This is a genomic window from Pseudomonas emilianonis (assembly GCF_023072625.1).
In the GTDB taxonomy this organism is placed as follows: domain Bacteria; phylum Pseudomonadota; class Gammaproteobacteria; order Pseudomonadales; family Pseudomonadaceae; genus Aquipseudomonas; species Aquipseudomonas paraveronii.
In genome coordinates this window covers 1-14,273 of sequence record NZ_JAKNRV010000116.1, presented here as the reverse complement: position 1 = coordinate 14,273, position 14,273 = coordinate 1, and the positions used below count along the sequence as shown (strand labels likewise).

The window sequence follows — 14,273 nt, the reverse complement described above, 5'->3', positions numbered from 1 at the left end:
GCTACAACGTACAAACAGCTGTCGACGACAAACACCATCTGATCGTTGCCCATGAGGTGACCAACGTCGGTAATGATCGTGGGCAACTGAGCAATATGGCGAACCAAGCGCGTGAAGAAATCGAGGCTGAATCGCTAACGGTGGTGGCCGACCGAGGCTATTACAAAGGTCTGGAAATCCTTGCTTGCGAGCAAGCCGGCATCACTACCTTCGTACCGAGACCCCTCACATCTGGCAGCAAAGCCGAAGGCCGATTTGGTAAGCAGGACTTCATCTATCTTGCGGCCTCGGACGAGTATCGATGCCCTGAGGGGCAGTTACTAACCAGGCGGCATTCGTCGATGGAAGACGGCATGTTATTGCATTGTTACTACTTCTCGGGCTGCCAGTCCTGCTCAATGCACAAGCAATGTACGACGGGCAAGGAGCGCCGAGTGAAGCGCTGGGAACATGAGGCTGTAGTCGACGCGATGCAGGTTCGGCTAGAACATGATCCGGCGATGATGAGGGTTCGTCGACAGACTGTTGAACATCCTTTTGGAACGCTCAAGTACTGGATGGGAAGTACCCACTTTCTGACCAAAACCCTGCCGAGGGTGAGCACTGAGATGAGTCTTCATGTGCTCGCCTACAACCTCAAACGAATGATGAGCATCTTCGGCATCGCAGGGCTGCTTGAGGCGATCAGAGCGTGAATCCAGCCGCTTGGCTCGCCAGTTAGAAGCCATTTGGGCCGCTGACGCGGCCCAAACGGCATTACGAACTTCTATGTCACTGACTAAGCTAATTCGCGCTTCCGTCCGCTGATTCCATAGGCAACCCTTGTGACTCTCAGTTTTCGAGGTATTTAGCGCGTTTTCACACAACCTGGGTCGGTTGCAGCCCTTCACGATGTTCAGATATCAGCCAATTGGGATCTTTGCTGGCGCGGGCTTACCCACAAGGAGGCTGCTTGAGCAACGCACATACTCTTAGAGGGGTGTCATCTGCGCTGTCAGGAACGAGCACTGAAATGCCTACGTAGCGCTCAAGGTGCAGGGTAAGCGTGTGTTCTTCCACCAACAGATCCCAGTAGCGCTGGTCTAGGCCATCGAGCTTCTCTTTCCAACGACCGCCCAGGCCTTGCTCAAGAACCCGGGCCACGTCCTCGAAAAGCTTCCAGTCGGCTTTTTCTGATACTTCAATCGTCACCATGTATCACCTCCGCACCAGCAGTCCCCGACTCTGGTGGCTCCTGCGAATGGCCGCAATAGGTCGAAAACGTAAAAACGGGGTCAGACCACTTTTATTAATAGTGGTCTGACCCCTATTTCCCCTCTGCCAGAAGTCGGCGAGGATGTTACCCATGCAGGTGCTGCGCATGGAAGCTTGAAAGGGTAGTGGATGATGCTAAAATGACATCATTTTAGATGAGGTTTTTTGTGCGCTGGATTACATTTCTGCTTGGCATGGCAGCCATTGGTGGGTGCGTTAGTCAGCCAATGACGCTGAGCAAAGATAACTTAAAGGCATATGACGTTTTTCTGGCTCAACCTGTGGTTGCCGATACGGTATTTCGTGAAGGGGACAGGTTAAGTTTCCAGCTCGTGGCACCGAAAACCAAAGCAAGGCCTCAACGTGTTGTTGTGCAATTAGAAGCGTCTTGTAGCGTGCCGCAATTGAGCGCCGCGTATATAGATTCTCCGTATGGCCGGATTTATGTAAATCGCAAAGAGGGAGAGTACGTCGGGGTGCAGCCCCTACTGTCATCGCTGTCTTCCATGCTCATAAAGAACCCAAGCTTCCTTCAAGCATGTTCTGAAATATCGCAGCCTGACTGGCGAATCGTAAAAAAGAACGCGAATGACCGATGGCTAATGCTTGATAGGGATAGCATCAAGACGCAAGGCTCGGAAACGCTGTTTTGGGGAGCCTATGATAATAAGGAAGTACTGACGGATGCAGTACGCGGCTTGTCTCCCTCCCAAGTGCGCGAGCACTATGCCGTCGATTGCACCAAGCAAACATTTCGCCGGTTGGCCAGTTATGATGTTGATATTTTCAACAGTGTTGTCGACGGTGAAACTCCGGAAAATCCTGTGGCCAAGCTTGTAGCGGAAGCTAATGATGATAATAAGCTGTTGTTCAAAACGCTGTGCATGGGGGCTGAACAACTGAAGGAGCTGCCAGCTTACAATTCGCGTTACAAAGCACTTGATGTACCCGCCCCAAATATGATTGATGCGCCAATTCTTTCTGCAATCAACGCGCTCAATCTGCAACCTGCAACCAAGAAGCTGACATACATTGCAGTGGGCGAAACACCTACCAGCAAAGGGGCGACTTCAAACTCCTACGAAGAGAGTTTTTTTACTACAGATTTAGCCAGTGGACAGATCGCTGTCGATCTACGTAGAGAAGCTTATCAGACTCATAAAATTACTTGGCGAGGGCTAATTAATCTTAGTAGTAAAACCACTACGCTTCAACGCAAGGTAGGGACCTATAAACTCAACCGCCTGGTTTTTTTCGGAGATTGGCAGCGCATGCCCGTTGGCTCTCTATTGAGCTACACCGCTCAGGGGGAGCTTGGCCGTTCTGATCAAAGTTCGCAAGTCGCTAGAGTCTTCACGGTGGAATGCACTGTAACGCGCGAACTTAACGCCAGTGAACTCAATGCCAAATTCAGTGGTATAGCCAAGGGGCTGGGGTGTATTACTAAATTTGAGAAACACCGTGCGGCTTATACAATTTACTACTTGGCTGATTATGGCTACTTTCTCGATTTAGGTAGTGATAAAAATACATATCCCAATAATGAACTCCGCATTTTGAGCGTTCACTGAGGGCGGTCTGAAATCGTCATGTATTTCTATCGGCAGCAGCGCTCCGCCGATTTTGAAAGCGCCGAATTCGCTGACAGCTACCTGCCAACCGTTACCCGTATCCGTATCCGTGAAGGCGGGACGGACTCTCTATAATGGGGCGGTTGCCGCCCTTCGCGACAGGCAGCTTTCGGCCAAAGCGGCCTGTCAGCCTTCACAGGATCTGCGCTCACCCAACGTTCGGCCGGCGTAATTCTTTAGCCGCGTCCCCAATCACCTGCGCCGCCTGAGCCAAGCGCTGCGTGGCGGTGCGGATTTCCTCCGGATTGAGCGAGGCGAATCCCAGGCGCAGGGCATTCTCAGGGTGATCAACGGGTGAAAAATGGCGACCGCTGCGCACCACCAGATCCAGCTCCAGCGCTTTTTCAGCCAGTTGATTGACGTTTATTGAGTCGGCGAACGTTACCCACAGCGCCAGCCCGCCCTCCGGTTCCTGCACGGATATCTGCTCACCAAACGCATCCAGCAGGCAACTGAGCAGCGTTTCCCGACGCCGCCGGTATTCTCTGGAAACACGACGCAGATGCTTCTTCAGTTCGCCATCGTTGATCAAGTCCGCCAGCATCCGCTGCATGACGGCATCGCCCTGGCCCAGGCTCACCGCCGCCGTGCGCTCGAGCACTTCGATGACATTCGACGGTGCAACGATATAGCTGCAACGGAAGGTGCTGCCCAGCGACTTGGACAGCGAGCCGATGTAGATCACATGGCGCTGCGCGCTGTCGCTGGCCAGGGGCAAATAGGGCCGTCCGGCAAAGTGATACTCGTGGTCGTAATCTTCCTCGATGATGCAGAAATCATGCACCCGGGCCAATTCCAGGAGTTGCTGCCGACGTCCGGCACGCAGGCTGACGGTGGTAGGAAACTGGTGATGGGGGGTGACATACATCATCCGGACGTTGTGTATACGGCACAGCTCAGCGAGCTGATCGACCCGGCAACCTTCGTCGTCCAGGTCCACGGTGACCAGTTGCGCGCCCAACTGGCGGAAAATCTCCCATGCAGGTGGGTAACTCAAACGTTCGACCACCACGACATCACCGGGTTTGAGCAGCACGCTGGCAGTGAGGTACAGCGACATCTGGACGCCTTGGGTCAGGCAAATCTGCCGCGCGTCGACATTCAGGCCGCGATTATGGCGCAACATTTCGGCCAGGGCGTTGCGTAGGTAGTGGCCGCTGCCCTCGCTGCCATGTCGCACGGTGTTGGTGGTAAAGCTGTTGCGCAAGGCATTGCGATAGTAGCGATGCAAGACGGCTTGCGGCAGTAAACGATGGTCACAGGCGCCATTATCGAAAAACAGCGCGCCCGGCCGATGTTGCAGCGCTGTCACCTGCTCGCCCGGCGTGAAATAGGCAACAGCAGGCGTCTCCCGCAACGCCGGGGCAAATGACTTTGGCGCGCTGGGGGCAGCAACCGTTCCTGTCGCCAGTTGCGTACTGACGAAAGTGCCGCGACGTTGAATGCTGACCAGCCAGCCTTTGGTCACCGCTTCCTCGTAGGCCAGGATCACCGTCTTGCGATTGACGTCCAGCAGTTGCGCCATTTCCCGCGTGCCGGGCAACAGCGTTCCGGGGCGCAGGCGTCCCTCGACAATCGCGCTCACCAAGCCCTCGATGATCTTTCTATACGACGCCTGCGGCTGCGCCCCATCGAGTTTGAGCAGAGGGCGCCATTTGCGAAGCTGGACCATATGAATTATCCAAAACTGGAGGTTCTTCTGGTCCTAGTCTAACGCAACAATCGGGCCTCAATTGCCCCGAGGTGTTTATGCACAACCGCCATGTCGTTGAATTGTTGCCCTCGGGCAAATCCTTCGAAGCCGCCGATCAATTGCTGCTCGACGCCATGCTTGCCAGCGGTCTCGCCGTACCTTTCTCCTGCCGCCGCGGCGCCTGCGGGTCGTGCAAGGTCAAGGTGGTGTCAGGCCGGTACCGAGAAAAGTTACGCACACAAGACTCCCCGGCCCCCTCCTATCCACTCGCATCTGACGAGATGTTGCTGTGCCAGAGCCATGCCTGTAGCGACATGCGTCTGGAAATTCCCGGCTGGTCACTGGACACGCCAGCGCTGGAAGTCACCGCACAGGTGATCGGCAAACGCGCGCTGAGCGCCGATATCGTCGAATTGGTGTTGCTGACAGCTCAGCCGCTGGAAGTGCGGGCCGGCCAGTACGTCAGGTTTCGCCTCGACGATGGCGACAGCCGCTGTTTCTCCGTCGCCAATCTGCCCGGGCAGGATCAAGGCCAATGGGTGTTTCATATTCGCCAGGTCAGCGGCGGCCTGTTTTCCGAGCGCATCCTGCCGACCCTGCAAGTGGGTGATACGGTGAAACTCGAAGGCCCCGTGGGCGCCTGCACCTGGCAACACGAAGATGCGCGTCCTGTTGTGCTGTTTGCTACCGGGACCGGTTATGCCGGCATCAAGCCCTTGTTGCTGACGGCCTTGGCCCGCCATGCCGAGGTCACCCTGTACTGGGGTAACTCAGCGCCGGCGGACTTCTACGACGCTGAGTTTCTCGACCGGGCCAGCCAGATACATACATGTTTTCACTGGTACCGGGTCCTGTCGGCAGAGGCCCGTGTGCAGCAGGTCGCGCTGGCACAGCCTCACAACTGGGCTGATAGCCAAATCTACGCCTGCGGCAATAGCGCGATGATCAACCAGGTCCGCGAAACCTGCCTGGCAGCGGGCGCGCAGGCTCATCGTTTTGTCGCCGAAGCCTTCGTCCCCAGCGGTGCATTGACGCAGGCGGAGTCACTCAACACGCGGCACCCCGTGCTGGAAAAGGTCGGCCCGCGCTACTCACTGGATGGCATGCTCGCTGCCCGCGAGCAAACGGTAAGAGCCCTGGCCGCCATCGCCGACCAATTGACAGTGGGCATGACCACTGCGCAAGCCCTCGAAATGGCCAGTCAAACATTGCAGGGAATGGGTGCATCGCACACCTGGCACCCCACCTATATACGCTTTGGCGACGACACCATCCGCACACCGCGCCAAGGCATCGACCCACAACGCAAGCTGCGCGCCACCGATATCGCCGTGGTCGACCTTGGCCCGGTGTGGGATGGCTATGAAGGCGATTATGGCGACACCTTCGTATTCGGCGAGCACCGGCTGTATGACGCCTGCGTGAAAGCACTGCATGAAGTGTTCGACGAAACCCGCGACGCCTGGCACCGCGGGCTGACCGGACGCCAGCTGTATGACTTCGCTGAGCGAAGTGCCCTCTCCAAAGGCTGGCGCCTTGAGCGCAACCTGGCAGGGCACCGCATCGCCGACTTCCCTCATGCCCTGTTCGGGCAGAACAAATTGGCTGAAGTGGCGATCGTACCGAGCGAGATGGTCTGGGTCCTGGAGATACAGTTGTGCCATCCCACGCAACCGATCGGGGCGTTCTTCGAGGATATCCTGATTGGCGAGGCCTACGCGGTCTAGTCGAGGGGCCCTACCCGCCGATGCGCTTCACACCAAACAACGAAGCAGACTTCAAAACGGTGCCCGTCCAGCGGCAGCGACCAGGCCCTTCATACCTCAAGGTTTACCGGGCGACGGCCGATACCCTTGGACAGTCCACGCAAAAGACCTAGCGAACTCAATACGCCATGAATAGAAGCCTTCGTTTCAGTCACAAAATTCTGTTGGCCGTGTCGCTGATTGTGATGCTCGCCTTCACCCTATTCACGTTGTACAACGACTATTTACAGCGCAATGCAACTCGCGTCAGCCTGGAAAACTATTTGACTGAAATGGGTGACTCTACCTCCACCAATATTCGTAACCTGCTGGAGGGGCGGATTAATTTGGTGAGGAATCTGGCGCAGAACATTGCCAGGGAGCCTGCCAATGCCGAGACGCTGATGGATGAGAGCGTCCTGACCTCAAGTTTTCTCACCGACTACCTAGGCAAGGTCGACGGCAGTTTCAGTATTCGTCCGAACACCAAGATGCCCGATGGCTATGACCCGCGTTCCCGCGCTTGGTACAAGGACGGTATGAACGCCAACGGCGCCATACTGACTGAGCCTTATATTGATCTGGCCACCAACAAGATGGTCATTGGTGTCATCAGCAAGGTTTCCAGCAGCATCGGTGTGGTCGGCGGTGACCTGGCGTTGGATGGCCTGGTGGAACTCATCAACTCGTTGAAGTTTGGCGGCATGGGCTATGCGTTCCTGGTCAACGATCAGGGCAAGATACTGGTCCATCCGGACAAAGCGCTGGTCATGAAGTCGCTTTCGGATTTGTACCCTACACACACACCGAAACTTTCCGGCGAGCTGACCGAGGTCCAGTTCAACGGGCAAGCCCGCTTGCTGACCTTCGCACCGATCAAAGGTCTACCTTCCGCCAACTGGTACATCGGCCTCTCTATCGATAAAGACAAGGCTTACGCGACGCTGAGCCAATTCCGCTATTCGGCGGTGATTGCCACCATCGTTGCGGTGATCCTCATCATCGTCCTGCTGACTTTTCTGATCCGCGTGCTGCTCCAACCGCTGCACGCTATGACCCGCGCAATGGAGGACATTGCCCAAGGCGAAGGTGACCTCACCAAACGCCTGGTCATCCACACGCAAGACGAGTTCGGCACCCTGGGCAATGCGTTCAACGATTTTGTCGAACGTATCCACACCTCGATCCGAGAAGTTTCCTCAGCGACCGAGCACGTCAACGAAGTGGCGATGCGCGTGGTCAGCGCCTCCAACTCATCGATGCTCAACTCCGACGAACAGGCCAGCCGTACCAACAGCGTTGCCGCTGCCATCAACGAACTCGGCGCTGCGGCTCAGGAAATAGCCCGTAATGCCGCTCAGGCCTCGCAACAGGCCAGCGACGCGCGGGGTATGGCTGAGCAGGGTCAGCAAGTGGTCGAGCGCAACATCAGCGCAATGCATCAGCTGTCGGACATGCTCAGCGCATCGAGTACGAATATCGAGTCGCTGAACAGCAAAACGGTGAATATCGGTCAGATCCTTGAGGTGATCACCAGTATTTCCCAGCAAACCAACCTGCTCGCGCTCAACGCCGCCATTGAGGCCGCACGGGCCGGGGAAGCCGGACGCGGGTTTGCGGTGGTGGCCGATGAAGTGCGCAACCTGGCACATCGCACCCAGGAATCGGCACAACAGGTGCAAACGATGATCGAGGAGCTGCAAGTCGGCGCCCGGGAGTCGGTCAGCACCATGGGCGACAGCCAGCGCCATAGCCAAGACAGCATGGAAATCGCCAACCTGGTCGGCGAGCGCTTGAACAGCGTGACCCAGCGCATCGGCGAGATCGATGGCATGAACCAGTCGGTCGCCACCGCCACCGAGGAGCAGACCTCGGTGGTGGAGTCGATCAACATGGACATTACCGAGATCAACACGCTCAATCAGGAAGGCGTGGAAAACCTGCAATCGACCCTGCGCGCCTGCGCCGACCTGGAACAGCAGGCGGCACGGCTGAAGCATCTGGTGGGCAGTTTCCGCATCTGACCTATTCCAGGCGCCGATCCATAGACGTTCACAGCCGCCTATGAATCCCCAAGAAGCCCGCCTCGTGCGGGCTTTCTTGTTTCTGCGATTCCACTCTGTGGCTGGAATGAATGGCGCGGTTACAGCATGCGCAAATCCAGCGGGTATTCGACGATGACCCGCAGTTCGTCAACGTTGGAGTCGTAGTTACCGAAATCGCCTCCCACACGGTGCGTGGCTTGAAGTACCTGAAGCCTCAAGTCCTTTGCCGGGCCGCTCTGAACGATGTAGCTCGCCCAGAAATCACGCTCCCAGTGCTTGCCGTCACTGACGCTGTTGAACGCCGTGTAGCCGCCTGTGGCCCGCGTGCCATCAATGTTGTCACCGCGCAGGTAGCGCCCCGTGAGGCTAAGCCCCGGTAGACCCAACCCGGCGAAGTCATAGGTATAGCTGGCCTGCCAGGAGCGTTCGTTGGGGTTGTTGAAGTCCGACCATTGGGAGGCGTTGTCGAGTTCCAGGTCGTAGGTGTTCCACACGTAGTCGAACGGCGAGTCACCGCGTACTTGCTCGTATGCCAGCAGAAAACGGTTGAATCCGACATTCAGCCCCAGGTGAGTACTCCAGCTATCGTTATCGATTTTCCCGAGCAAGGCCTCGCCACTGTCACGGGTGCGGTAGTAATTGAGCCCCGTATCCCAAGTGATGGTGGGAGTGAGCCTTTGCTTGAAGTCGACCCGGGCGAAGGACTGGTTCCAGACGTTATCCAGGCGGCTGGTGTGCAACTTGAAACTCCAGTTGTCGTTGAAGCGATAATCCGCGCCGATGTACTGGACATCATCCGCCCCGGTCAAGCGCCCACCGTAGACCGTGCCCAGGTCGCCGCTATGGTTGACGCCGCTGCGATCGCTGGACGCCGTCAGTCTGCCGCCCTCAATTTTCAAGCCGGCGATGGAGGTGTTGTCGAAGATCAGACCGGTCAGGGTTTGCGGCAACAGGCGGATATCACCGGCATGGAGTACCGGGCTGGTTGGGGATACATCGCCGTATTTGACCACCGTATCGAACGCCCGCACCTTCACCGCGCCACCGGCCTTGCCCCACTCATCCTTGGGCTCGCCGTTGTTATCGCCTTTACGCGGAATCAACCCCGGCCCGCCAACACCGTTGCCCACCACGCCATCACCGCCATCGAGCTTGACCCCGAACTGCCCGTAAGCATCGACCCCAAACCCCACGGGGCCCTGGGTAAAGCCGGATTCAAAGCGCCCGATCACCGCATGCGCCCATTCCGCCCGGCGGCTCTGGCGCGCGCCGGTGTGAGGGTTGGTTGCACTGCTGCCATTTCGAAAGTCCTGACTGAAATAGAAATCCCGGTTGAGAATGTTCAAATGGCTATCTTCAATAAATCCATTTTCATTTTTATCATTGGTGGCCCATGAATAACCGGGCGTGGTAACGGCAAAAAACGCAGACAAAGCGGCGACTTTACGCATGATGTTCTCTTCAAATTATTAAGGCGGTAGGGATGCAAAAAATGCTGATCCTCCCGCAACAATCCGAAAATCATGCCAACACAATAAAATTATATATTTCAATTAGTTAGATAAACTTAACGACTATTTATCGCACGTATTAATCCGCACTTTGTGAACTCGGTGTTGCACTGTAAACACTTGCCACTCGTTGAACTTGGCTGGCGTACCTATAAAAAAAAGAAAGGCTTGCGACCCAATGCCGGTCAGTTAAGCGATAGCGCGCGTAACCGCTAACCCGTGGCGAGGGAGCTTGCTCCCGTTGGACTGCGTAGCAGTCCCCTCTGTTGGGGCCGCTTCGCGTCCCAGCGGGAGCAAGCTCCCTCGCCACAGTGACAGTGTTCCGCCTTAACTGACTGGCATTACCCATAGGTGCGCTCCAGACGCTGGCTCAACACCTTGCGCGAAGGTCGCCCGGAAAAGCCGCCGATCAACAGGTTCTGCTCGACGCTCAGCAAGAGTGGGTTGGCGTATAGGCTCTGGCTCAGAGGACCTTATTGCTCCTGGCTGCAATTGCGCGGGGTGATGCCTTTTTCCTTGGCGTACTGGGCAGCGGAAGCCTCGATGATCGGCCGCAACAACGCACGGTCGGCCTGGACCCAGTCGCTGATCAGGTTCCAACGCTGGCCGTCCCATTGCTGAAAGCGCACCGCACCGCCGCCTTCATGATCGGCGCACGACAACTTCAACGGCTGCACCAGGCCCTTGGCGCCCAATGCCTGCAAGCGCGCATCGTCGAGGTTCAGGTGTTCGAAGCCCCAGCGCACCTGCTCGCCGGTCAATGGCTTGGCGCCGTATTTTGCCTGTGCAAGGCGCACGGCTTCGACGTTGAGAATGCCGTTCACCACACCGAGGTTGTAGTACACCGTACCGAAGCGCTTCGGATCGGCCAGGTTGCCCTTGCCGGCGTCCACCACGCTTTGCTTGATGCCCTGCAGCACCGGGAAATCTGTGCCGGAAGGGTGGGTGGTGATGGAAATGAAGCCTTTGGCGGCCGCGCCTGCCGGCACCACGTCCTCTTCCGAGTTGCTCCAGATGTTGCCGATGATGTGATCCACCGGGTAACCGACCTTTTGCGCGGACTTCAGCGCCACCGGATTCATCACCCCCCAACCGCGCAGGATCACCCAGTCCGGCTTGAGGCGACGGATATTGAGCCACTGCGATTGCTGCTCGTTGCCGGGGTGCGGCACTTCCAGCAGGGTCAGTTCGAAACCGGCGTTTTCGCCAGGGTTTCCAGGACGCCATTGGTTTCCTTGCCATACGGCGAGCCGTGGTAAAGCACGGCGATCTTCTTGCCTTTGAGTTTGTCGGCCCCGCCTTCGCGCGTGCCGATGTAGTTGATGATTGCCGAGACTTCCGAATACGGGTTGAGCTGCAGCGGGAACACGTAAGGGAACACGCTACCGTCGGTGGAGTCGGTGCGGCCATGGTTGATGGTGATCAGTGGCAATTTGTCGGCCGTCGAACGGTCCAGCGTCGCGTAGGCAATGCCCACCGACAACGGGTTGGTCGCGGCGGCCGGCGCACCATTAAGGCCGCCCTTGAGGCGCTCGTAGCATTCGACGCCCTTCTCCACCACATACTCCGTTTCGCACTCGCTCCAGGTCAGCTTGACGCCGTTCACCCCACCCTTTGCGTTGATGTATTGCAGGTAGTCGATAAAGCCGCCGAAGAAGCCGGTGCCACCGGCGGCGTAAGGTCCGACCCGATAGCTCTGCAAGGGGAAGTACTGTTCGTTGTCGGCGTGAGCGCCGGCACTGAGCCCGGCGGTGATCAAGGCCAAGCCTAATAGCAGGCGGCGCAGCGGTGTGCGGTGAGTCATGAAGGCAGTTCCTCGTGAACGAAGGATGGGGGTCAGGGATGAGAACAATCAGTAACGCAACGGCCAGATCCGGGCCCGCTGGCGAAAGCGTTGCCACAGTCGGGCCAGGCCCTCGGGCTCCTTGATCAGGAAAGCGATGATCAACGCGCCAAAGAGCATTTTCTGCAGGTTTTCCAACTGGCCGGAATCGATCAGCCCGCCGGGCAACAGCCCGAAGAGGTTGGCCAGCAGAATCGGGAACAACACGATAAAAGCGGCGCCCAGGACATTGCCGAGCACACTGCCCAGGCCGCCGATAATGATGATGAAGAGCACTTGAAATGAGCGGCTGAGATCGAAGCCGTGAGGCTCCACCGTGCCCAGGTAGGCAAACGCCCACAGCGAACCGGCAACCCCGAGGTAGAAGCCACTGATGGCAAACGCCAGCAGCTTGGCCTTGAACAGGCGGATGCCGATCACGGCGGCAGCGGTGTCCATGTCGCGCACGGCCATCCAGTTACGGCCCAACTCGCTGCGCACCAGGTTTTTGCCCAGCCAGAACAGCACCACGACCACCGCCAGGGTCAGCAGATAACGCCCACGGGGCGAACTGAAATCCAGCCCCGCGATCAGCAGCGGTGGCGAGGTGATGACCCCGGAGGCGTTGTCGTTGGTAAACCAACTGAACCGGGTCAGTACCCACTCCACCACGAACTGCGCGGCCAGGGTCGCCACCAGCAGGTAAAAGCCCTTGATCCGCAGGCTCGGCAAACCGAAGAGCACAGCCACCAGCGCAGCAATCACTCCGCCCAGCGCGAAACTCACCAGCAGCGGCAAACCCGGCGCGCGCAACTGCAGGTTGTAGGCCGCGAACGCCCCCACCGCCATGAACGCCGCCGACCCGAGGGACAGCTGCCCGGCATAACCGGTCAACAGGTTCAACCCCAGCCCCGCCAGGGACAACACCAGCAGCGGCAGCAGAATCGCACTGAACCAATAGTCATTGCCCAGCCAGGGCACCGCAATGAAGGCAAACCCCAAGAACAGCCACAGACCCACGCGGTCCTGGCGCAAGCGGAACGTGCGCCGTTCCATCGCATAAGAGGTGCTCAGTTGACCGGCTTCTCGATAAAGCATGAAGGCATTCCTTGAAAAAAATCAGACCCGTTCGATCGCCCGCTCGCCGAACAACCCGGCAGGCCGCACCAACAGAAACAGCATGGCGAGGACGTAAGGCACCCAGTTTTCGATGCCGCTGCCGATGATCGGGCCGAGGTAAATCTCCGCGACTTTTTCCGCCGCACCGATGATCAGCCCGCCGACAATCGCCCCGCCGATGGAGGAAAAACCGCCGATGATCAACACCGGCAAGGCCTTGAGCACCACCAATGACAAGGAAAACTGCACCCCCAGACGAGCGCCCCAGAGCAACCCGGCCACCAGCCCGACGAAACCCGCTACCGCCCACACCAGCGCCCAGATGCGTGGCAGGCGGATGCCCACGGCCAGGGCCGCCAACGGATCATCGGCAACCGCGCGCAGCGACAAACCGACTCGGGTCCGGTTGAACAGCAGCGACAAGGCGATCACCAAAGTGGCCGCCGTTCCGGCCGCAAACAGGTCGAATTGCGAGAGCAACATGCCGCGGATTTCCAGCGGCTCATCGGCGATGCCCAATTCCAGACCGTGGACTTGAGCGCCCCATAGAAACTGCGCAAAACCTTCGATCATGTAGGACAGCCCGAGCGTGGCCATGAACAGGATGATCGGTGCGCGATTGACCAAGGGCCGCAGCACCATTTTTTCGATCAGCAACGCCAGCACCACCATGCTCGCCAGCGTGATGACAAACGCCCACACGAACGGGAAGCCGCGTTCGAGCAGGCTGACAAAGGTCAGCGCGGCGAACAGCACCATTGCCCCCTGGGCGAAATTGAACACACCGGAGGCCTTGTAGATCAGGACAAAACCAATCGCCACCAACGAGTACATGACGCCCGCCAGCAGCCCGCCAATCAGCACTTCGAAGAAAAATTGCATGTTCAGTGGTTCTCCGCACGGGAACGCCGCGTGCCCAGGTAAGCGGCGATCACATCGGGATTGGCGCGCACTTGCTCGGGCGTGCCATCGCCGATCTTGCGGCCGTAATCGAGCACGACCACGTGGTCGCACAAGCCCATGACCACCCCGATGTCGTGTTCGATCAGCACCACGGTGGTGCCGAACTCGCGGTTGATGTCGCGGATGAATTGGCTCATCTCGTCCTTCTCTTCAGCGTTCATTCCGGCCATGGGTTCATCCAGCAACAACAACCTCGGCTCAGCGGCCAGGGCGCGGGCCAGTTCGACACGTTTCTGCAAGCCGTAAGGCAACTTGCCCACCAGCACATGGCGCCAGGGGTGGATGCGCAGGAACTCGATGATTTTTTCCGCGTGACGGCGCTGCTCGTCGTCCTCGCGAGGCGCACGGCCCAAGCGCAGCACCTGCTCGAGCCAACTGCTGCGGCGCTTGAGGTTGCGCCCGGTCAGCACGTTGTCGAGCACGCTCATGCCCTTGAACAGCGCGATGTTTTGAAAGGTCCGCGCTATACCGCGCTCGGCGGCCTGGTGCG

At 58.0% G+C, this 14,273-nt stretch carries 10 protein-coding genes and 3 pseudogenes; 5 read left to right on the top strand and 8 right to left on the bottom strand.

The genetic code is table 11. The features are described from left to right. The coding region (locus L9Z73_RS13975) for a transposase (RefSeq protein WP_247401827.1) at positions 1-695 on the top strand (695 nt) is incomplete at its 5' end. A gap of 238 nt (positions 696-933) precedes the next feature. Here the strand turns inward: L9Z73_RS13975 and L9Z73_RS13970 are convergent. After that, a complete protein-coding gene (locus L9Z73_RS13970) occupies positions 934-1,194 on the bottom strand; it encodes a DUF3630 family protein (RefSeq protein WP_247401825.1) in 261 nt (86 codons plus the stop codon). Positions 1,195-1,421: 227 nt separating this feature from the next. On the opposite strand from L9Z73_RS13970, the gene L9Z73_RS13965 reads away from it, so the two are divergent. Further along, on the top strand, positions 1,422-2,825 hold the full coding sequence (locus L9Z73_RS13965) for a hypothetical protein (protein ID WP_247401824.1): 1,404 nt from the start codon (positions 1,422-1,424) through the stop codon (positions 2,823-2,825). A 208-nt stretch (positions 2,826-3,033) separates the two neighbouring features. On the opposite strand, the gene L9Z73_RS13960 is transcribed toward L9Z73_RS13965, so the two are convergent. After that, the gene (locus tag L9Z73_RS13960; protein ID WP_247401821.1) at positions 3,034-4,557 is read right to left on the bottom strand and encodes a PLP-dependent aminotransferase family protein; all 1,524 of its coding nucleotides are present in this window, start codon (positions 4,555-4,557) and stop codon (positions 3,034-3,036) included. Between the two features lie 77 nt (positions 4,558-4,634). Here L9Z73_RS13960 and L9Z73_RS13955 point away from each other — a divergent pair, with 77 nt between their 5' ends. The 3 genes and pseudogenes from L9Z73_RS13955 (at position 4,635) to L9Z73_RS31475 (ending at position 8,347) form a co-directional block, all read left to right on the top strand. After that, on the top strand, positions 4,635-6,305 hold the full coding sequence (locus tag L9Z73_RS13955) for an NAD(P)H dependent flavin oxidoreductase family protein (RefSeq protein ID WP_247401819.1): 1,671 nt from the start codon (positions 4,635-4,637) through the stop codon (positions 6,303-6,305). A 167-nt stretch (positions 6,306-6,472) separates the two neighbouring features. Next, a pseudogene (locus L9Z73_RS31480) lies at positions 6,473-7,489 on the top strand (cache domain-containing protein); the annotation flags it as partial. A 63-nt stretch (positions 7,490-7,552) separates the two neighbouring features. After that, entirely contained in the window at positions 7,553-8,347 is a 795-nt protein-coding gene (locus L9Z73_RS31475; protein WP_430624290.1) for a methyl-accepting chemotaxis protein, read from the top strand. A 119-nt stretch (positions 8,348-8,466) separates the two neighbouring features. On the opposite strand, the gene L9Z73_RS13945 is transcribed toward L9Z73_RS31475, so the two are convergent. The 6 genes and pseudogenes from L9Z73_RS13945 to L9Z73_RS13920 all read right to left on the bottom strand — a co-directional run. Further along, entirely contained in the window at positions 8,467-9,819 is a 1,353-nt protein-coding gene (locus L9Z73_RS13945) for an OprD family porin (RefSeq protein WP_247401816.1), read from the bottom strand. A gap of 404 nt (positions 9,820-10,223) precedes the next feature. Next, positions 10,224-10,313 (bottom strand): annotated as a pseudogene (locus tag L9Z73_RS13940) (ABC transporter ATP-binding protein); the annotation flags it as partial. 39 nt (positions 10,314-10,352) lie between these two features. Beyond that, positions 10,353-11,683: pseudogene (locus tag L9Z73_RS13935) on the bottom strand (ABC transporter substrate-binding protein). A 48-nt stretch (positions 11,684-11,731) separates the two neighbouring features. Further along, positions 11,732-12,799, bottom strand: coding sequence for a branched-chain amino acid ABC transporter permease (locus tag L9Z73_RS13930; RefSeq protein ID WP_247401813.1), 1,068 nt, complete (start codon positions 12,797-12,799; stop codon positions 11,732-11,734). A 21-nt stretch (positions 12,800-12,820) separates the two neighbouring features. Further along, positions 12,821-13,702 (bottom strand): branched-chain amino acid ABC transporter permease, encoded by an 882-nt coding sequence (locus L9Z73_RS13925; RefSeq protein WP_247401811.1) that lies wholly within the window; start codon positions 13,700-13,702, stop codon positions 12,821-12,823. A gap of 2 nt (positions 13,703-13,704) precedes the next feature. Continuing rightward, positions 13,705-14,273: ABC transporter ATP-binding protein (locus tag L9Z73_RS13920; protein ID WP_247401809.1), on the bottom strand; the 569-nt coding region annotated here is incomplete at its 5' end.